Source organism: Actinokineospora lacus (assembly GCF_053813445.1).
On record NZ_JBQERA010000024.1, the window covers coordinates 1 to 18,968 of the forward strand.

Consider the following 18,968-nt stretch of genomic DNA (forward strand, 5'->3'; position numbering starts at 1 on the left):
CGATGGTGCCGTCAGCAACGCGGCTGCAGCCTCCTCCAGGAGATCGATCTCCCTCGTGGTGACGGGGCCCCATGCCGACCCGAGGACCTGCTCCGCGCTCAGAAGCTCACCAGTCACCCCCCACCCAACGACACAGAGCTACCGATGTATCCCAAACGAGTGAATGGATGCGTTAGACCTGGTCGCAGAGCTCGATCTTTATGAGCCGGCGGACGTTGATCACGGTGCAGGCCAGCGTGAGTAGCGCCAGTGTGATGCGTTCGGTCCGGTCGTAACGCAGCCCGAGGCGTTTGAACCGCAGCAGCCAGGAGATGGTGCGTTCGACGACCCAGCGGACCCGGCCGAGGCGGGACTTGCCCTCAATCCCGCGCCGGGCGATACGGACCTTGATACCGCGGCGGGTCAGGTAGCGACGGCAGCGGCGGTAGTCGTAGCCCTTGTCGGCGTGCAGCTTGTCCGGTCGGCATCGTGGCCAGCCCGCCCGGCCGTGGTGGCCGCGCACGGTCGGGTTCGTGTCCAGCAGCGGCTCGAACAGCATGCTGTCGTGGGTGTTTGCCGCCGACAACATGATGTGCAGCGGTAGCCCATTCGCGTCGCACAGAACGTGGTACTTGGAGCCGGCTTTACCCCGGTCAGTGGGGCTGCGGCCGGTCAGCTCGCCCCCCTTTTCGACCGCACCGACACCGCGTCGATGCAGCCTCTGGTCCAGTCGAGCTCGTCGATGTTGGACAGCTCGTAGAGCACGAGCTGGTGCAGCCGGTCCCACACGCCGGCGTCCTGCCACTCACGTAACCGCCGCCACGCGGTGTGCCCGGAACCGCATCCGAGCTGCTCGGGTAGGTCTCGCCAGCGGCAGCCGGTGTCGAGCACGAACAAGATCCCCTCTAGCGCGGCACGGTCATCGATCCGGAGCCGCCCACCCGGACCGCGCGGCGCTGGTCGGAACGGGATCAAAGGTTCGATCAGCTCCCAGAGAGCCGGTCCTCGACCCGCCGCTGCTGCGTCGTCTTCGCCACGACTGCCCACGATCGACGACCAAGACCGGCAGGTTACGCAGTGACACACCCCTAAGTTTGAGACCAGGTCTTATCACCGCGGAAATCCTTGTTCAGGACCGCTTTCGTTGGTGCGCATGCTGTCGGTGGCTGCGCCTAAGGGATGTCTCGTAACCCGGTGATCGGGTTGTGTGGCGGGTGGTTGATCATGTGCGGGTGCAGGTGATCTCGTCGTCGCGGTCGGAGTGGATAGCGCCGTTCACCGGGCTGCAGCCAGGGCAGTTCCGCAAGCTGGTGCGGGTGGTGGCCGCTCGTGGCGGTGAGGCCATCGCCGACGGACGCCCTGGTCGTCCATGGCGGTTGACGCTGCCGGACCGGGTGCTACTGATCGCGGTGTACTGGCGCACGAACCTGACCATGCGTCAGATCGGGCCACTGTTCGGGGTCTCACACTCCGCCGCCCACCGCGTGGTGGACTCCCTCGGCCCGCTGTTGGCGTTGGCGCCCGTGCGCAAGCGCCGCGTGGACCAAGTCGCGATCGTCGACGGCACCCTGGTCCCGACCCGCGATCACCGGGTGGCGGAGCGGTCGAAGAACTACCGCTACTCGACCAATCTGCAGGTGGCCATCGACGCCGACACCCGCCTGGTGATCGCCACCGGCGACCCGCAGCCGGGCAACCGCAACGACTGCACCGTCTACCGCGACTCCGGCATCGCCGAACAACTGGCGGGCCGCCCGGTCATGGCCGACGGCGGATACCAAGGCAACCCGACGTGATCATGCCCTACCGCAAACCCCGCGACGGCACCGAACTTCCCGACTGGAAAGAAGATCTCAACACCATCCACCGCAAGATCAGAGCCCGGGTCGAACACACCCTGGCCGGGATGAAGAACTGGAAGATCCTGCGCGACTACCGCCGCGCAGGCCACACCCTCGCCACCACCGCCGCGGGCATCGCCTACCTCCACAACCTCACCATCACCGACTAACCGACAGACACCAGTCCCCGGAACACAAGATCAGTTACGAGACATCCCTTAGTGAGTCTCAGGCCGCCCGGGCAATCCTGTGGACGTTCCTAACCCGACAAAACGTCCGGGTGTCGATTTGGGTAGGTCAGCGCATCGAGCATGGTCCTGACCGGGCTTCAGCCGGTGCCGTACAGGAGGTGTTCGACCACGATGACACTGTCGGCGTCACCGGTCTCGGTGTAGGCGACCCAGGCCTGGTGCCAGCACCCGGTGGCCTCGTCGGAGCGGTCCAGGTCGCGGAAGATCAGGCCGAGGTTGAGCCACGCCCCTGCTTCCAGGTGGCGCTCACCAGCCTGCTGGAACAGCGCGCGGGCTTGTTCCTGGGCGGTGACCGCTTCGTCGAGGCGCTTCGCCTTGCGCAGGGCGAGACCGAGGTTCATCAGGGCCCCGGCCTCGTCGCGGCGCTCGCCCAGTTCGCGGTGGATGGAACGGGCGCGCTCGTGGGCGGCGATCGCCTCGCCCGAGCGCCCTGCTCCGTTGAACGCCAGGCCGAGGTTGCTCCACGCCAAGCCTTCGCCGAACCGGTTGCCCACGTCGAGGTAGCCGACGAGGGCGCGTCGCAGGGCGGTGATCGCCTCGTTCGGGCGGTTCAGGTCACGCAGGGCCAAGCCGATGTTGTTCCACGCCTTGGCTTCCCCCTCGGGGTCGGCCAACTCCTGGCTGATGGCCAGTTCGCGCTCGTGGGCGTCGAGCGCCTCGTCGAAGCGGCGCAGGCGCCGCGAGACCTGGCCGATCCCATTCCACACCGTGCCTTCACGGTGGGCGTCGGACGTGTCCTGGTAGATGCGCAGGGCCCGCTCATAGGCGGCGGTGGCCTCATCGAAGCGGCGCATGTCGAACAGGACCGCGCCAAGGTTGTCCCAGACCAGGCCTTCGCCGTGGAGGTCGTCCAGTTCACCGCAAATGGCGCGGGCGCGTTCGTACGCGACGATCGCCTCATCGAAGCGGTGTTCCTTTCTCAGGTTCATCCCGAGGTTGGTCCACGCCGCGCCTTCTCCGTACCGGTCACCGAGCTCCTGGCAGATCGCGCGAGCGCGTTCCAGCGCGGCGATGGCGTCGCCGAAGCGATCCAACCTGTTCAGTGCCAGGGCGAGATTGTTCCACGCGATGCCCTCGCTGCGGCGGTCGTCGTTGTTCCGGCAGATGGCCAGATCACGCTCGTGGGCGTCAACGGCCTCGTCGAAGCGGCGCATCTCCTGCAGGACCAGGCCGATGTTGTTCCAGGCCGCGCCTTCGCCGCCGCGGTTTCCCAGCTCGCGGTGGAGCGCGAGGGAACGCTCGTGGGCGACGAGGGCGTCCTCGAAGCGGCGCACCTGCCGCAGCGCCAAGCCGAGCCGGTTCGCGGCCCCCGCCACGTGCCGGGGGGTGAGGTGGGCGGCGCTGGCGTGCGCATGCGTGGCGACGGCGACGCCCTCGGGGAAGTAGCGCCGCCATTCCAAGTACACGCAGACAGCGTTGCCCAAGCGGACGGCGTGGTCGTGGTGGCTGGTGCTCGCGTGGGCGACGGCGGCGACCAGGTTCGCGCGCTCGTCGTCGAACCAGCGCAGCGCGTCCTCACGACCGGTGAACCGCTCCTGCACGTCCTGCCCCCGCAGGGCGCGCAGGTGGGTGTCCGCGCGTTCGGCGGTCAGCGCGTAGTGGTCGAGCACCCTGTTCTCGGCCGCGTCGAGCCGGGCGGGATCGAGGTCGGGCGGAGTGCGGGTAGTGGTGTGGGCGCGGATGAGGTCGTGCAGGGACCAGCGGTCGGAGCCCGCGCGGCGGACGAGGTGGGCGTGGCGCAGGCCGCGCAGGTGCACCCGCACCGCGTCGGCGGGGTGCCCGGTGAGGGCGGCGGCGGTGCCGGTGGCGACATCGGGGCCCGGGGACAGGCACAGCAGCCGCAGCGTCGTCGCGCGCTCCGGGTGCAGGGCCACGAGCCGGTTCCAGGACAGGTCCAGGACGGCGGCGACGGCCTGTTCCCCGTGGGCGTAGCCGTCCACGCCCGGCGCTTTCCGGAGTTGGCGCGCCAACTCGGCCGCGGTCACGTCGGGTTCCTCGGCCAGCAGCGGGGAGGCGATGCGCAGCGCCAGCGGCAGACCCGCGCACGCCCGCGCCAGCTCGCGCGCCCCGCCCGCGTCGGCCAGGCGCCGGTCCTCCGGCGCGATCGCGCGCAGGGCGGCGGTCAGGAGCGCGACCGACTCGTCGTCGTCGAGGACGTCCAGTGTGAGGGGGCGGGCGGGCAGGTCGAGGGTGTCGCGGGTGGTCACCACGACCGCGTGCCCGGTGCCCGGTGCGGGCAGCAGCGGCCGGACCTGCTCGCTGGTGGACGCGTTGTCCACCAGCAGCAGGACACGCTCGCCGAGCCGGGCGAGCACCTGCTGGTAGACGACCTGCGCGTCGGCGGCGGCGACCGGTATCCGCTCAGGCGCGACGCCCAGCCCTCGCAGCAGGGGCGACAGCACGGACTCGGCGGGGACGGGGTTGTCGCCGTAGCCGAGCACGTCCACGGAGAACACCCCGCCCGGGAACCACCCGGCCGCGGCGGCCCGCGCCGCGCAGTGCCGGGTCAAGGCGGTCTTGCCGACCCCGCCCATCCCGGCCGACACCACCACCGCCTCCCCGCTCGCGGCGGGGTCCAGCGCGGCCAGCAGCCGCCGGACCGGCTCGACCCGACCGGTGAACACAGCGTCGCCTGCAGCGGCGGTGAGGATCTCGACCCGGGCCGCCGGGGTATTCCGCGCGGGCAGGTGGATGTGGGTCTCGCCCACCGTCACCCCGGTGATGTCCCCGCCCGCCAGCAGGCTCGGCCCCTGGACCGTGCTGTTTGACAGGACCGGCCCGGCGGGTCTGGCACGCCTGCGCCACCAGCTCACCGATCCCGGCTCCCCGGCTCAGGCCGGTCCCCGATGGTGACGTCCCGGATGTCGCCGCCCGCCACCAGTGTCGGCCCGTGGATCGTGCTGCCGCTCACCGACGGCCCCGAACTGGCGGGCGACCGCGTGGCCACGACCAGCGCCGCCATCCCCACGACGAGCCCGCCGATGCCCGCGACCCAGCTCAACGCCTCCACCGCAGCCCTGGCGGGGTGCCGCTCATCCCCCACCCAGTCCAGCAGCCCGAACCTCGCAAGAGCCCACATCGCCACCCCTGCGACAGCGCAGCCCACCCCCAGCCACATCGCCCGACGTCGCCCAGTCACCGGTCCCCTCCTGCGCCGCGAACCCACCTGAATGTCGCACCACCCGGCAGCACCGCTACGGCCGGGCGGTCCGGACCGGGTCAGCGGCCGGTTCACGACGGCCGATAGCCGCCCGGACCGCGAACGCCGCCGACGTCGGTCGAGCTTTCGGGATGACGCAGCAGCACCCGCCATAGATGCTCTCAGTTCCTGACCGTGCGGCTGTGGCGAGATCAGCGCACGCAGGTGCCCGCCGCGGTCCCAGTGCGGGTGATCCGGAGCGTCGAGTGCTTCCATGAACAGCTACTCCAGCCCAGGCCAGCCGGGCGTACCCCACCAGGACCAACACGGCAGCCCGCCGTGCGCGGCCGCTAACCAGAACAGGTACCGCCCACCACGATCCTCCATCCCGCCCAGCACACCGCCGAGAGCCTCCCGCACATGCTCATCAGCCTCGACCACCTTCAGCCCCACCACCTAGTAGGGCTTCGTTAGGTCGGAGCCAGAAGCGACACCACCGGCCGTCGGGCGCTGACGTTGAGGCCATGACCTGGGGCGATGCGCGGAGACGTCTCTCGGCGTTGCCCGGCAGGCCGTCGCATCTCCGCAGGTCGGAGCGACCTAACGAAGCCCTACTAGGAACCACCCGCCACCACCCGGCGGACTGGGTAGCCTGACCACACTTACCGACCCTGTCCGTCAAACGGGTCAACTCCAGCCAGCACCCTTGACCTTCCAGGACGGTTTCGGAGGCCGTGGTGCGCGCCCAAGCCTCAGCTAACACCGTGTCGCCATCGTCGACTTCATCGGTTTCGATCCGCGCCCCGCTGAGCGTGGAACCGTTCGCCGCCGTCTTCGGCCTCCCTATTCTGTCGCCTGGCCGGTGATTGGAGAGATCCGGCGTGGTCTCGGAGCTCGGGCGGTGTGGGCTAAGAGGTCCTGACGCAATGACTGGTGGCGTTTGAGTCGGCGCTGGCAGATGATTGAGCAGGCCAGGCTTAGGAAGCCTCGTGGATGTCGTCACGGATCTCCCAGCGGATGCGCAGGCGGTGGAACCAGTGCGGCAGCGCCAAAGCCTGTTCGACCACCCAGCGGTGACGCCCAGTCCGGAACCGTGTCGTCGCCGCGGCGAGCGATGAACGGCCTGGACGCCCTTGGCGGACCTGTCTGCGGTGTTTGTCGTGGTCGTAGGCCCGGTCGGCGTAGAGCCGGTCGGGCCTGCGTCGGGGCCGACCACGCCGACCGCGGACCGGCGGGACGGCGTCGAGCAGCGGCAGCAGTTGGGTGACGTCGTCGCGGTTGGTGCCGGTCGGCGTCACCGCCAACGGGATGCCGCCGCCGTCGGTGATCAGGTGGTGCTTGGAACCCGCCCGGCGCGTCGACCGAGCTGGGATCGCGGCCTGCAACCGGGCGAGCAGCAGTTCATGCAGCCGCGGTCACACCCCGGCCTCGTTCCACACCGCCACCACGTCATCCCGAACCCGTAGCCCAGCTCCTACGGCAGGAACTCCCACTGGATGCCCTTGTAGGGCACGAACAGGATGCCGCACAACACTTCACGGTCGTCCAACCACCTACGTTCCGGACACCGCAAGCGCGTGTGCGGTCGAGTGCGAGCCGATCACGGCTCCGCGCCGCGCGGTGGGCCGCTGCTAGCGCGGCGGCCACCAGGATATGAGAGCGGTTGAGGACCATGTACAGGCTCCGGGCGCGCGGTGACCGCTCGCCGCGGCCACGACGAAGCAGCACCCGAAGGTGGGGACCGGGGCGCTGCGTGGACGCGCGGGTGGTCAGCGGCGCGGTCATGGCGGCGCCGTCATCCGCCGTGCGGCGTGGTGGGCGAGCCGGTGTCCTGCATGAAGGCGTCTGCGGCCACTGCCGCGCGGGCGAGGACGTCTCCGTTGGTGGGCAGACCGCAGTGGCCGGACTCGAGCACGGCCAAGTCGCCGCCCGAGGCGGTTGGTGTCTCGATCATGACGACGAGGATGTGAAGGGTGGTGTTCTTGGCGAACCTTCGGGGGATGACGGTAGTTCCACGGCGATACCCCGAAACGTTTGTTCCTCTTGGTTCGATCTGATGATCAAATGGGGAGAGGGGGCTGCGATGCGGCTCGTGATCGTGGGGGCTGTGGTCGGGCTCGGGTTGGCGGGGTGTGGGGTGAAGGCTGATGAGCCTGCGCCATTGGGGGTGGTGGAGCGGTTGGCGCAGGTGGGTGATGCGTTGCATCGTCAAGGGATGCGGGGGGTTGTGAAAGTCCGCAAGGACGGGGAGGTGCTGTTCTCCCGGGCGTACGGGACTGCGGACGCGGCGGCGGGGACGCCGAACGAGCCGGGGACCAGGTTCATGATCGGGTCGATCACCAAGCAGGTGACCGCTGTGGGAGTGCTGGTACTTGACGAGCGCGGCCTGTTGGACGTCCAGGACCCGGTGTGCGAGCACCTGGCGAGCTGCCCGGCGACGTGGTCCGGTATCACCATCCACCACCTGCTCACCCACACCGCCGGGCTGGAGCGGGACTACACGGGGTACACCCCGGAGGAGGAACGGCGCTTCACGGCCTCTCCGCCCACCCACGCCGAGCTCGTGCCGCTCATCCAGCGCCCACCCCTGACCGGCCCACCGGGCGGCGGATTCTCCTACTCGAACCTGGGCTACGTCCTCCTAGGCGCAGTCATCGAGCGGGTCTCGGGGACCGGGTACGCGACGTTCATCGAGGAGAACGTCCTGGCACCACTGGGAATGGCCTCGACCGATATGGTCCCCAAAGGGGCCGTGGGATATGCCTCCGGGGATACCCCCGCCGAGATCCCCCCGTTGCTTCCCTATGCCGACGGCGGCCTCGTCTCCACCGCCGCCGACCTGGGCCGCTGGTCGGACTTCCTCATCACCGCCACCCCCGCCGTCCTCACACCCGACGCCCTCACCCTGATGCGGCAACCCCACGTCGAACTGGACGCCTCCCAGTCCTACGGCTACGGCGTCCAAGTCCGCGGCAACACCTTCGGCCACAGCGGCCACACACCCGGCTTCCGCTCAGAACTCCACATCAACCCCGAGCACGGCCTGTCGGTCGTGGCACTGAGCAACCAGGAAGGCTACGACCCGGCGAAGACAGTAGCCCAAATCGCCGAACTGGCAGCCACTGCCAAATAGCCTCGCAACTCGATCGCGGAGCGGTCCGCGACCGCGTCTTAGTGGTCCTAAGAAAATGATCACCGTGATGGCGTCGGGCCTGCCCGACCTGAATCATGTTCGGTTGTGAGGAGGGGTGAGTCGCCGCCATGGATCGTCCCGGACGATCTGTGGGAGCGGATCGAGCCGTTGCTGCCGGTGGTGCCGCGCAGGATCCGTAACCCAGGGCGCAAGCAGGTGCCCGACCGGCTGTGTCTGCAAGGCATCCTGTTCGTGCTGCACACCGGGATCCAGTGGGAGTTTCTCCCGCAGGAGCTGGGCTTCGGCTCCGGGATGACCTGCTGGCGGCGGTTGCGGGACTGGAACGAGGCCGGCGTGTGGTCGCGGCTGCACGAGGTTCTACTCGCGGGGTTGCACTCGGCGGGCAGGCTGGACTGGGGCCGCGCCGTGATCGACACCTCACACGTCCGGGCCGCGCGACGCGACCCACAAGCGGGCCGAGCCCGGTCGACCGGGCCCGACCGGGCTCCAAGCACCACGTCCTGACCGACGGCGGCGGCATCCCGCTCGCGGTCCTGCTACGCCTCCCACGGACTGCGGTTCGACGTCCGGCGCCCAACAGAATCCACACAGGACTTCCACAAACGACTCAACCTCAAAGCACTCCAACCAGGCGAGCAGCGCCCGAAATCGGCGGGCGATACCGGCGACTGGCTCTTCGGCCCCGAAGCACAACGTGCCCCAGGCTCGCTGCACACCGACATCTGGACCGGAACAGCCTCCGACCTGGCACAGCGCGGACTCCTCGCCATCTACCCGGTTGACGGCTGGTGGAAAGAGCAACCTGCACGCGGCCGAGTCGACCACGACGCCCGCTACAGCCTCATCGTCTCCATCTCGGCCCCTGACGTCGACACCGACATCTGGACCCCTGTAGCACAACAGATCGGCATTACGACAACGATCTCGACGTGAGCACCGCGGAGTCTTTACGCACCGTACGTGCGTGTGCTCCCTGTGCAGGCGGGGCTGGTCCCGCGAAGCTGCCGCCGGTGGCCCCGGCTCCGGTGTTCCCCCCGCGTACGCGGGGTTGTTCCTGGGCGTCGGCGGCGATCTCGAATGATCTCCGCTCCGATCACGCCGGACAGGGCCACCCCATCCATAGGTGGCTACACCCCGCCCAGGTCAAGCGTGATCTTGTGATCAGCTACCTGACGCCCAACAGGGCAGCGAGATATACGCCGTCACCGGCTTCAGCTCCCGCAGACGGGGCTACCCCACCAAGAAACCACCGACGGCCCGATGTCCACCGGCCAGCGCGCGGCAACCACAGGTATTCAACAAGACCTGAAAAAATGGCAAAGTGATCCTAGAACGTCCGAGCGTGCGCTAAAATCGCAGTTCAGCAAGTGTGCTCCCCGCGCAGGCGGGGCTGGTCCCCGCAACGCGGGCACGACCACGTTGGTGATCGCGTGCTCCCCGCGCAGGCGGGGCTGGTCCTGCCTTGCCGACCTTGTCGACAGCGCCGGTGAGGTGCTCCCCGCGCAGGCGGGGCTGGTCCGCCCTCGGCCGACCCGGCAAGGTCGTACGCCTCGTGCTCCCCGCGCAGGCGGGGCTGGTCCTGACGCCATCCTGGCGACGGTTTCCTGACCGCCGTGCTCCCCGCGCAGGCGGGGCTACTCCCACCTGAACACGGTCCCCACCGTGAGCGCACGGTGCTCCCCGCGCAGGCAGGGTCGGTCCTGCTTCACGGATGTACGGCTCAGCCCTCATCCCAGTGCTCCGCCGGAGCAGAAGTAGTTCACCCTGAGCTGCCTCCAGTGCTTGGCGGAGCTCTGCGACCTCCTCCCCGGTGTCGGCGGCGGGTGTCGGCGAGTTGCTGAGCCTGCGGACGAGCGTGCTGGCCGCCGCCTCGGTATCGGGGTGATCACAAGCATGAGTGGACATGCGTGACGGACGCACCCGCGGCCTCGGCGACATCCCGGAACCGGCGGCCGACCAGCTCCGCCGACTCTTCCCCGCCGCATCCCCCAGTCCTTCGGCAAGGGCTGACGATCACCTCCGACTGGAGGAAATCCTACGACCCTGCGATTAGTGCTTACAGCGTCACGATCAGCGAATCGACCTGCGGAAAGTAGGTCACCTGCCCGTCCGGCCAGGCCACCCCGGCCACCGCGCCGGACTGGTACTGCCCCGAGCTGAACGGCGACAAGCGGGTGACGCCGCTGACGAATGACATGTACTGCTTGTAGTTCTCGAATACGTGCACCAAGGCGCCATAACGGTAGAGACCGACCTGGAGCAGCATCTCGGGCATGACGTGGCTGCACGTCAAATTGCCGTACCCGTTGACCCCACCACCGCTACCGCCCCAGAACCGATTCGGTTCATCGACCCGCAACGTGCACGACCACGACCCGTTACTGATCGTGAGCGAAGCCTGCGTCGAGTTCCCCGAAAGCTGCTTGGCAAGCGGCGGCGGGTTCAGCCCTGTCCCGGCGGCGTGCGCCGGGACAGCGAGCGCCGCACCGGCCAACACGACCGCGGCAATCGCGGCAACAAATCGACCGATGATTCCACAAGAATTGCGCATTAAACCCTCGCATCATAATGAGATACCCGCCCGATGCGCGAACGGATTTGACACGAGAAAACTAGCAGCCGGACATCGCGAAATGGAAGACGGCAATCAGGTGACTACCGGATGGCCCATCGCGGCACACAACTCGACCGAATCAGCTACACAAGACAATTACCCACCAGTTTCGGGACAATGTCACGCCGCATTCCGCGCGAGGTGGAGCTGACCTCCCCGGTATCTCGCCGCAGCAGGTCGAACACTCGATGTATGCCGCGAGCGGTGCCGGTGCGGGCACTGCCTGCACCGGCAGCGACCCACCACCGAAAATGCGTCAGAGCTGCCCGAATGGGCAGACCCTCCGAAAGAGCCTGATGAGTCAGGTGTTACTTGCAGGCAACTGATCCACTGAGGTGAGCGCGACGCGGAGATCGCCGGGCTTTGAGGGATTGGGGACTTCGGTCGGGAAGTACATTCTGCGAACGAGACCAGCGACGACTGGGCGGTCGATGTGGCGCAGATGCTGGCAGGCGCGGTCGATCTGCTCGGTCAGCGATTGGTGTAGTTCGTCGTCGGACATCGTGTGGAAGCCGAGTGGTAGGGCCGACCGCAGCTCGGTGGGGGCGCCGGAGTCGAGTAGCCGGTGCAGGACGCCTGCCCACGTCACCGGGATCATCCCGATGGTCAGGTGCAGGGACGGTTCTTCGGTTGCTTCGGCGATGTGGTGGAACCCGCGGGGAAGGTAGAGGCAGTCACCCTCGTCCAGGGTGATGTCGAGGATCTCGTCGAAGTTCAGGGACATGCCGGTGTGCCAGGCGGTTACCGGCCACGGCTCGGTTGGTCGGCCGATGCGCCACCGCTTGCTGCCGTGCAGCTGTCGGACGAAGACGCTGGTCATGTCGTAGTGCAGCGGGGCGCCGAAGGAGCCGGGTGGGGTGAGGAACGCCGTGGTGTAGGTCTGCCAGCCGGTTTCGGCGCGGATCTGGTCGGTGAATGCGGCCACGGTCGGGCAGTGCGACTGGATTTCCTCCAGCACCACCGTCGCTCCATCAGCGACCAGGCCGAGGACGGCGGCCGGGTCGAGCCTGCGTTCTGCCCCGGGCGTCGAGCGCTCGCGTCCTGCGGAGAACAGGGCTGGATCGAGTTCGTCGCCGCGGCGCATCATCCGAACGGTGGAGCTCACCAGTGCGGGGTTCATCAGCGTCTGTTCCAGGGTCTCCAGCGAGAACACCTCGTCGAAGCGGCCGCAGTTCCGGCTGACCAACGGCTTCTGTTCCCAGTGCTCGCACAGCCGGTCGTGGTCGGGAGCCAGCCGAGCCAATGCCTGTCCCATGGTGTCCTGTCACCCCGTCCGTTCTCGCGCGATCCGTCGGTCGGCGACTAGATATCCGAGAGTGCCGAGCCCCACGACGAGGCCGAAGACCGGCAGTGCCAGGTGCGGCGCCCCTACCAGCAGCACGCCCATGACGATCGGCCCGAGCGGGTTGGCCGAGCTGGCAACCAGGCCCGCGGTGCTGTTGACCCGGCCGTACATCTCGTCCGGGGTGCTCGCCACCAGGGCGGTGTTGACCAGCGCGGCTGTGGTCGGGGCGACCGCGATGGTCAGCATGAACAGCGCGCCCAACGCGTACGGGTTGGTCGTGAAGGCCATGCCGCAGAACAGGGCTGACCATGCCACGCCGGTTACCAGGAGCGCGGTGCGCAGCCGGACGGCGCGGACGATCCGGCTCGCGGCCAGTGCGCCCAGCACACCGCCGACACCGCCCAGGGCTTGCATCACACCGATCTGGAATGGCGACGATCCGCCCTGCACGGCCACCACGACTATCCCGACGGCGACCCCGTTGAGGGTGAAGTTGGTGACCGCCGACCAGAGCATCAGCAGTACCAGGTCCTTGCGGCCTGCGAGCCATCGCAGGCCATCGGCGATGTCTCTGCCCACCGTGGACGTGCGGCGGGTCGCCGGGGACAGGTCCGTTCGAATCCGTCCGATGAGGAAGGCGGAGGCCAGGAAGGACAGCACGTCCACGGTGAACGGAAGCGCCCGGCTGATGGCGAAGAGGAAACCCCCGGTGGGCGGCCCGACCAGGCTGGCGGTCTGGTCCCGCAGCTGGTTGCGGGTCATGGCGGTGGGCAGGTCCGCGCGTGGCACGACCCGGGGCAGCGCGCCTGCCCCCGCGGGCGCGAACAGCGCGGTGAGCAGCCCCACCACGACAGCGACGCAGACGACGTGTGGGAGCGTCACCATGTCGAGCCAGGCTGCCGCGGCCAGGCTCGCCACGGCTGCCGCGCGTCCGAGGTCACACCAGATCATGGTGGTGCGGCGGTCGAGTCGGTCGGCGAGCGCTCCTGCGGGTAGCCGGGCCACGAGCGTGGTGACCATGCCCACCGCGGCCACCACCCCGACGGCCACGGGCGACGCGGTCAGCGACAGCACCAGCAGCGGCACCGCGACGGCGGAGAGCTGCGATCCGAAGGTGGACGCGGCGTGACCTGACCACAGCAGCGCGAAGTCGCGGTTGTCCCGGAGCACAGCGGACTTGGCTTTGGTCGTCACAGCGCGGCCACGGTGTCGGCAAGCGGGGCGAGGAACTCTCGAGCCGCGTGGGTGCCGTGGTCCGCTCGGCAGCTGCAGCGGTCGTGCACGCGCCGGTGGACCTCGGCGTAGCGGCTGTTCGCGCACAGCTCCCGCAGCTCGCCCAGCAGCGGCGGTGTCGGCCCGGACACCTCGGCCACGCGCAGCAGCAGCCGGGCGTGCAGCGGCTCGTCCGGCTCGGCAGCTGCCAGTTCGGCGGCTGCGCGGAGCAGCGGGACCGCGGACTCGTCCGCTCGTTGGTGAAGCAGGATCTCGGCCAGCGCGCCGACCAGGCGCGCCGTGTCGTAACGGGTGTCTCCGGCGGCGCGAAGGGCAGAGTCCGCGAGCCGCAGCGCGCGGGCCGTGGTGTCGAGGCCCAACGCGGTGTCGGCCAGCAGGACGTAGTGAGCGAAGACCCGCGTCGCCACACCCGACGTGTGCCGCGCGCCGTCGTCGGCGAGCCGACGCGCCGCTTCCCCCTGTCCAGTGTGCAGTCCGAAGCAGATGCGGGCTTCCTGCAGCGTCGCCTGGCCACGGGTCAGTGGACTTGCCAGCCAACGAGACAGCCACGGGCGCAGGTCCTCCGCGTGCCCGGTTCGCAACAGCGCCTTGGACAGCTCGGTGACCTCGATGGCCGCGGCGACCTGGGCAGGCTGTGGTCCAGCCTCGGTGATCGCGGCCCAGTCGGCCGCGGTGATGCTCACCGGTCCGGCGCGTACAGGGGACCGCGTGGAGATGGCGGTCGCCAACGCGAAGTGCGTCGACGCGGCTGCGGGATCGCCGGACAGCACCCGGAGCCTGCCAAGGTTGATCCACGGTTGCAGCGCGGCGACCAAGGAGGCCGGGTCACCGGTCGCCTCGTGGTCACGAGCGCAGAGTGCCAGCTGGGTGTGGCAGACCCGCTCGGCGAGAACCCGATCACCAGCCTCGGCGAAGGTCAGTGCCACCTGGTTCAGGGTCTCCACCAGGCGCGCGAGGGGGGCGGTGCGCCGCAGGTCATCGCGCATCCGGGTGGTGAGGGTGGCGGCGCGGTCCTGCAGCGGTCCCCGCGGTAGCCGCATGCAGGGCAGCAGGAGGTCTGTCGGGAGGGGGATCGGCCGGTCGGAGGTGGTCGGGGTGTCAGCGGCGGCGTCCAGCGCGGACAGTTCGATCACGGCCGACCCGCCACCGCGAGCTCCCGGTCCGAGGTGGTGACGGGCTGTGCCGGTGTCAGGATGTGGTTGTACACCGCCGAGTTCCAGGTTGGCCGCAGCCGGTCACCGGGGATGTCGGTCGCCCGCCCGGCGAGGTTGTCGAACGTCGCGGGCTCGGACATGGCGCGCACGAAGGCGGCCAAGTGGCCGGTGAGCGTGAAGACCCGCCCGTCGGCCCGGACGAATAGCGTGGAGGCGGGCGCTCCGGGCCGGTGCCGGTAGCTCGGTGGGTCGTACTGCCGACCGCCGGTCTCCAGCACATGGCCTGCGGGGACGGTCACCAGGGCGCCGTTCAGGCGCCATGGTCCGGCCCAGCTCTTTCCCCTGCGCCACAGGGTGGTTCGCGTGACGCGGGTGAGCTCGCGTCCATACCGGGCGTGGTACAGGTAGGAGTGCGGGGTGTCGGTGCCGCCGAGCCACGGCCTGCCGAAGTCCCCGAACTGCAGTGTCTGCTTGGCTCGGGTGAGTTGCTCGTCCTGTTCGTCGGTGAGGTGGACGACCTGGGTGTAGGCCAGCTCGCGCCGGATGTCGTGGCCGGGCCAGGGGTGGATCTCGCTGATGCCGAACTGCTCAGGTCTCTTGGCCACGATGGCACCCGAGGTCAGCACGAACTCACCGAGGCCGCCCATGGTCCACAGCTCTCGGTGCTCCTGCAGGAACCGCACCGAGTCCATCGCCTCGTCGAACGTCTCGGTGGGGAAGCCGGTGAAGCCCATCATCTGGATCGGGATGCCCGCGTCGGCCATGTGCCGCAGGGTCTCCAGCACCCGGGGCAACGTGACGCCCTTGTCGATCAGGTCCAGCACGCGTTGGTTGCCGGACTCGAACCCCACCGACAACGCGGAGCAGCCACCGTCGCGCAGGGTGGCGCACTTCTCCGGTGACCAGTACTTCTCCAGGCGCAGTTCGGCGCCCCAGCGCACGTCCACCCCGCGGTCGCGCAGTCCCTCGGCCACCTTCAGCAGGGTCGCCGGGGCGAGCACGTCGACGGACAGGTAGACGTGCCGGGCGATTTTCGAGATCTCGGTCAGGTCCGCCACGACCTTGTCCGCCGGGTCCTGGCGCCAGGGGCTGGTCGGCGAGTCCTCGTTGAGGCCGTAGTCGCAGAACGTGCACTTGTTCCAGTAGCAGCCGCGAGAGGGCGAGTAGTACACGTACGGCTCGGGCGAGAGGTATCGGTCGAAGGCGAGGTCGGACAGGTCCGGGGTGCCCAGCTCACGCAGCTTCTCGTAGCGGTACATCGGCAGCGGCAGCCTGCCACCGCTGTGCCGGGGATGCAGCAGCACGGAGCTCCCGGCGTCGCCGAGAGTGCCGCTCTCGACTGCCTCCAGCAGGGAAACGAAGGCCGTCTCCCCTTCGCCGACCACAGCGGAGTCGGCGGCGTCGAGGATGTCGAAGAATCGGCTGCGATCGCCGAGGTACTTCCAGATGTCGGAGAGCTCCGTGCCACCACAGGTCAGGTGCGCCGTCGGCAGAGTCCGCCGGATCTCCCGCAGTAGCCACAGCGCGAACGGCGTTTGGCTGATGAAGGTGAGGTTCAACCCCACGACGTCCGGCCGCAGGGAGCGCAACTGCGGCAGCAGCACCTCGTCGTAGTAGCTCTGGAACGGCCGGTTCAGCTTCTCCAGCAGCGCCGCGTCGGTCAGGTCGGCGCTGACCGACGGGTGCCAGCCGCGCCATCGCAGTTGGAAGCCCTCGAAGAACTGGCCGGGTTCACCCATCGAACCGAGCAGCGACATCCACCCGATCAACCGCTCCACGGCCCAGCGGTAGCTCGGGTAGTCGTAGAAGGCGACCGGGTCACGCAGCACGTTGACGGCGGTCCGCAACTCGTCCGGGTCGAAGGCGGCGAGTTTGACCAGCTCACCGAGTTCCTCCGCGCACGCGTCATCCAATGACGGCACCCGGGTCAGCAGTTCGTCCCGACGGGCGGCACGCTCGGTGACGATCCGCTGCACCGTCGCGGGTTCGGTGAGGTGGCAGACGGCGTCGATGTTGGCGTCGATCACGGCGATCTCGTCGTCGCGGCGGGCGGCGGCGTAGGTCTTGAGGTAGGACAGGCTGTGGTAGCCCGCGCTCGGGTCGAGCAGGGGTGGGTAGATCAACGCGACGCGCACTGGCCTCTCCCGTCGGCATGTGGCTGTGACAGGGACCTGGCGCTCACAGAAGCGCCAGCCCGCGGCTACGTGCGAGCAGCCGCAACCGGGCCTGCACGTTGAACTTCAATGACGGGCAGGGCGGATCGCCCTCACCCCAGTGCTTCGGACAAGAACCGCCGCACACCGGCAGCAGCTCGCACCCCCGGCATGGCACCTTGCCCTCATCGATCTCGTCGTACCACCCGTCGAACGGTCCTCGCGGTCGCACGACGTCGATCGGGAGCTCCGCCAGGGTGGCGATGCCATCGTGCTTCTCGTGCCGGTCCACGAGCGGGTGCTCGGTGCAGGTGAACACCGTCCCGGTCGGGCTGTGCACCTCGCCACCCATCGCGACGGCGACACAGGTCACGCTCACCGGCTTGTTGGGCAAGACGGTGATGTCGAGGCCGCGGTCGAGGAACGTGCGCAGCATCTGCACCTCGTGCACGGCGAAGTCGGCTTGCTGGATGCGGATATCCGACACGTCGTTGCTCCAGCTGTAGACCGCGTGGAGCTCGTAGTCGACACGGTCGCCGGTCAGCCCGGCAGCCACCATTTCATCGGCCATACGGGTGATGCCGTCAACATTGTTCACGTCCACATTCGTCCGAATGGTGACCTTGAGATTCGGCAGCTCGTCAACCGCGACCACGGCGTACCGAAGCGCGTCGACTATTCGGCCGTATGACGACCCTCCCGATTTGAGCGGCCGATGCCGGTCGTGCTCTTCGCCAACGCCGTCGATGGTGACGTTGATTCCCCGCACGAGGCATTCGTCGTGCAGGACGCGAAGTTTTCGGGGGGTCAGCAGGACGCCATTTGTGGTCATGCGCGCGGAATAAGGCCTGCCGTGGGTGCGCGCAGCCGCCACAAATTGAGCGGACATGTCGCGGATTGTGGCGTAGGCCATCATCGGCTCTGCCCCGAACCAGCCGACCCCCACGGACTCGGTGGCCGGCGCGGCGATGCCGCGCAGCACGCGCGCCACCACCCGATCCCGGTGCTGGTCGGTCATCCGACCCTTCACGTGCTCCTGCCCGCAGTACCCGCACGCCATGTTGCAGTAGCGGGTCGGCAGCAGAACGTACTGCCGGTGGCTGAGCGACCCGGCCGCGGCACGCTGCGAACGCAAGACCTCCGAGACCTCGTCGGTATCGTGATCGCCGAGAATCCTCAGCCGGGTCAACTCATCGGTGCACTCACGCGGCAGCGCGTCAACCTGCCCGCTGTGGAGCGCGTCGCCGAGGGCGCGCGTGACCCGTGACACCCGAGCCGTTCTCGTGACGTACACGAGCCGACACGGCCGACCGTCGGCGTCGGCGAACACGTCGTCGCTGACGATCGCATATCGGCTCACCACGAGACCAGATGTCATCAGAGCACAGCGTCCATTCTCAACCGCGGGAGCAGAATGCCGTCAGTTCTCGACGCCGCACCCGTAGTTGTTGTTGTTCGATTCCGTGAACGATCTGGCCTCACCGGACTCGCCGAACACATCGTCCTCCAGCACTGCGAGGAGCTCGGCGTCCTCCATTCGAGCCTCGGTCGACTCGGACATAACGCACCACCTTCCAGATCGGCGTGTTGTACGGTTTTTGATCGTACGATGGTGATCCACGCCACGGCAGCAGCCGAACGGCGTAAGAAGCGACAGGCACACCAATTCCGGGTTCGGCGATCGAATCACAGCCCTAAGAATCCACAGGACTCGCCCATTGGTCTTGTTGTGAACCCGCAATCGTCCAGTCGGGTGGTCGTAACACGTCGAGTGATTGCATCAAGGCACCATCGACGTTCATGCCGTTACCCATATCGGGCAACATGACCTCAACGATCAACAGGACGCATCCTTCTGTTTCACCGCCGATGACGTCCTCGACCGCGTCCTCCGCCACGGCGATCTGTGCGCCCCGATCCACGACCGAGCACTGCTACCGGTGCCCGACGCTGTCGTGGGGGCGTTGCGGATGTGGTGTTCGTCGTAGTCGCCACTTGCGAAACCCGATCGCTGCAACCCGGGAACTGGGCACACAGGCCCCACCCGCACCGTCACGGGGCGGGTCGTCGCGGTGCTCGACGCGGTCGCCGCCCTCGGCCGCTCCGCCACCCTGGCCGCGTTGACCCGAGCCACCGCCATCCCCAAGCCGACCGTCCGCCGCATC

General features: G+C 68.5%; 16 protein-coding genes, 1 pseudogene and 1 CRISPR repeat array. Of the genes and pseudogenes, 4 read left to right on the forward strand and 13 right to left on the reverse strand.

Annotated features, from left to right (window positions below):
• Nucleotides 1-172: 172 nt before the first annotated feature.
• A protein-coding gene (locus ACTG9Q_RS32395; protein ID WP_455576770.1) for an IS5 family transposase occupies nucleotides 173-1,026 on the reverse strand; the annotation gives its coding sequence in 2 pieces (ribosomal slippage) (nucleotides 173-678 and nucleotides 678-1,026; 855 coding nt in all).
• A gap of 185 nt (nucleotides 1,027-1,211) precedes the next feature.
• Between ACTG9Q_RS32395 and ACTG9Q_RS32400 the strand changes: the two are divergent.
• Nucleotides 1,212-1,990: pseudogene (locus ACTG9Q_RS32400) on the forward strand (transposase).
• 158 nt (nucleotides 1,991-2,148) lie between these two features.
• Here the strand turns inward: ACTG9Q_RS32400 and ACTG9Q_RS32405 are convergent.
• The 4 genes from ACTG9Q_RS32405 to ACTG9Q_RS32420 form a co-directional block, all read right to left on the reverse strand.
• On the reverse strand, nucleotides 2,149-4,884 hold the full coding sequence (locus ACTG9Q_RS32405) for a tetratricopeptide repeat protein (protein WP_455576771.1): 2,736 nt from the start codon (nucleotides 4,882-4,884) through the stop codon (nucleotides 2,149-2,151).
• Nucleotides 4,881-5,210, reverse strand: coding sequence for a hypothetical protein (locus tag ACTG9Q_RS32410; RefSeq protein WP_455576772.1), 330 nt, complete (start codon nucleotides 5,208-5,210; stop codon nucleotides 4,881-4,883). Before ACTG9Q_RS32410 ends, ACTG9Q_RS32405 begins: the two co-directional genes overlap by 4 nt.
• Before the next feature lie 977 nt (nucleotides 5,211-6,187).
• Nucleotides 6,188-6,595, reverse strand: a complete 408-nt coding sequence (locus ACTG9Q_RS32415) for a transposase (protein ID WP_455576773.1) — start codon at nucleotides 6,593-6,595, stop codon at nucleotides 6,188-6,190.
• Between the two features lie 410 nt (nucleotides 6,596-7,005).
• Nucleotides 7,006-7,164 carry a hypothetical protein gene (locus tag ACTG9Q_RS32420; RefSeq protein ID WP_455576774.1) on the reverse strand — a complete coding sequence of 53 codons (159 nt, stop codon included), beginning with the start codon at nucleotides 7,162-7,164 and terminating at the stop codon, nucleotides 7,006-7,008.
• Between the two features lie 129 nt (nucleotides 7,165-7,293).
• On the opposite strand from ACTG9Q_RS32420, the gene ACTG9Q_RS32425 reads away from it, so the two are divergent.
• Both ACTG9Q_RS32425 and ACTG9Q_RS32430 read left to right on the forward strand, forming a co-directional pair.
• Nucleotides 7,294-8,343, forward strand: coding sequence for a serine hydrolase domain-containing protein (locus ACTG9Q_RS32425; protein WP_455576784.1), 1,050 nt, complete (start codon nucleotides 7,294-7,296; stop codon nucleotides 8,341-8,343).
• Nucleotides 8,344-8,448: 105 nt separating this feature from the next.
• Nucleotides 8,449-8,868, forward strand: coding sequence for a transposase (locus tag ACTG9Q_RS32430; protein WP_455576775.1), 420 nt, complete (start codon nucleotides 8,449-8,451; stop codon nucleotides 8,866-8,868).
• Between the two features lie 865 nt (nucleotides 8,869-9,733).
• Nucleotides 9,734-10,065: a CRISPR direct-repeat array (repeat unit 28 nt; unit sequence GTGCTCCCCGCGCAGGCGGGGCTGGTCC).
• Nucleotides 10,066-10,420: 355 nt separating this feature from the next.
• On the opposite strand, the gene ACTG9Q_RS32435 is transcribed toward ACTG9Q_RS32430, so the two are convergent.
• The 8 genes from ACTG9Q_RS32435 to ACTG9Q_RS32470 form a co-directional block, all read right to left on the reverse strand.
• Nucleotides 10,421-10,915 carry a hypothetical protein gene (locus ACTG9Q_RS32435; protein ID WP_455576776.1) on the reverse strand — a complete coding sequence of 165 codons (495 nt, stop codon included), beginning with the start codon at nucleotides 10,913-10,915 and terminating at the stop codon, nucleotides 10,421-10,423.
• A gap of 364 nt (nucleotides 10,916-11,279) precedes the next feature.
• Nucleotides 11,280-12,233, reverse strand: coding sequence for a JmjC domain-containing protein (locus ACTG9Q_RS32440; protein WP_455576777.1), 954 nt, complete (start codon nucleotides 12,231-12,233; stop codon nucleotides 11,280-11,282).
• A gap of 9 nt (nucleotides 12,234-12,242) precedes the next feature.
• On the reverse strand, nucleotides 12,243-13,457 hold the full coding sequence (locus tag ACTG9Q_RS32445; RefSeq protein WP_455576778.1) for an MFS transporter: 1,215 nt from the start codon (nucleotides 13,455-13,457) through the stop codon (nucleotides 12,243-12,245).
• A complete protein-coding gene (locus ACTG9Q_RS32450) occupies nucleotides 13,454-14,629 on the reverse strand; it encodes a hypothetical protein (protein WP_455576779.1) in 1,176 nt (391 codons plus the stop codon). Before ACTG9Q_RS32450 ends, ACTG9Q_RS32445 begins: the two co-directional genes overlap by 4 nt.
• Complete coding sequence (locus ACTG9Q_RS32455) at nucleotides 14,626-16,785, reverse strand: B12-binding domain-containing radical SAM protein (RefSeq protein ID WP_455576780.1); 2,160 nt, start codon at nucleotides 16,783-16,785, stop codon at nucleotides 14,626-14,628. The genes ACTG9Q_RS32450 and ACTG9Q_RS32455 overlap by 4 nt, the downstream gene beginning before the upstream one ends.
• 43 nt (nucleotides 16,786-16,828) lie before the next feature.
• On the reverse strand, nucleotides 16,829-18,181 hold the full coding sequence (locus ACTG9Q_RS32460) for a radical SAM protein (protein ID WP_455576781.1): 1,353 nt from the start codon (nucleotides 18,179-18,181) through the stop codon (nucleotides 16,829-16,831).
• Between the two features lie 42 nt (nucleotides 18,182-18,223).
• Nucleotides 18,224-18,364, reverse strand: a complete 141-nt coding sequence (locus ACTG9Q_RS32465) for a hypothetical protein (protein ID WP_455576782.1) — start codon at nucleotides 18,362-18,364, stop codon at nucleotides 18,224-18,226.
• Nucleotides 18,365-18,497: 133 nt separating this feature from the next.
• Nucleotides 18,498-18,725 carry a hypothetical protein gene (locus ACTG9Q_RS32470; RefSeq protein WP_455576783.1) on the reverse strand — a complete coding sequence of 76 codons (228 nt, stop codon included), beginning with the start codon at nucleotides 18,723-18,725 and terminating at the stop codon, nucleotides 18,498-18,500.
• A 150-nt stretch (nucleotides 18,726-18,875) separates the two neighbouring features.
• Between ACTG9Q_RS32470 and ACTG9Q_RS32475 the strand changes: the two genes are divergently transcribed.
• Nucleotides 18,876-18,968: helix-turn-helix domain-containing protein (locus ACTG9Q_RS32475; RefSeq protein WP_455576785.1), on the forward strand; the 93-nt coding region annotated here is incomplete at its 3' end.

What these genes read in the sequence shown, in the direction of transcription:
- ACTG9Q_RS32420 (WP_455576774.1), bottom strand. Translation starts at nt 7,164, where the DNA reads ATGATCGAGACACCAACCGCCTCGGGCGGCGACTTGGCCGTGCTCGAG.
- ACTG9Q_RS32425 (WP_455576784.1), top strand. Translation starts at nt 7,294, where the DNA reads ATGCGGCTCGTGATCGTGGGGGCTGTGGTCGGGCTCGGGTTGGCGGGG.
- ACTG9Q_RS32435 (WP_455576776.1), bottom strand. Translation starts at nt 10,915, where the DNA reads ATGCGCAATTCTTGTGGAATCATCGGTCGATTTGTTGCCGCGATTGCC.
- ACTG9Q_RS32440 (WP_455576777.1), bottom strand. Translation starts at nt 12,233, where the DNA reads ATGGGACAGGCATTGGCTCGGCTGGCTCCCGACCACGACCGGCTGTGC.
- ACTG9Q_RS32460 (WP_455576781.1), bottom strand. Translation starts at nt 18,181, where the DNA reads ATGACATCTGGTCTCGTGGTGAGCCGATATGCGATCGTCAGCGACGAC.
- ACTG9Q_RS32465 (WP_455576782.1), bottom strand. Translation starts at nt 18,364, where the DNA reads ATGTCCGAGTCGACCGAGGCTCGAATGGAGGACGCCGAGCTCCTCGCA.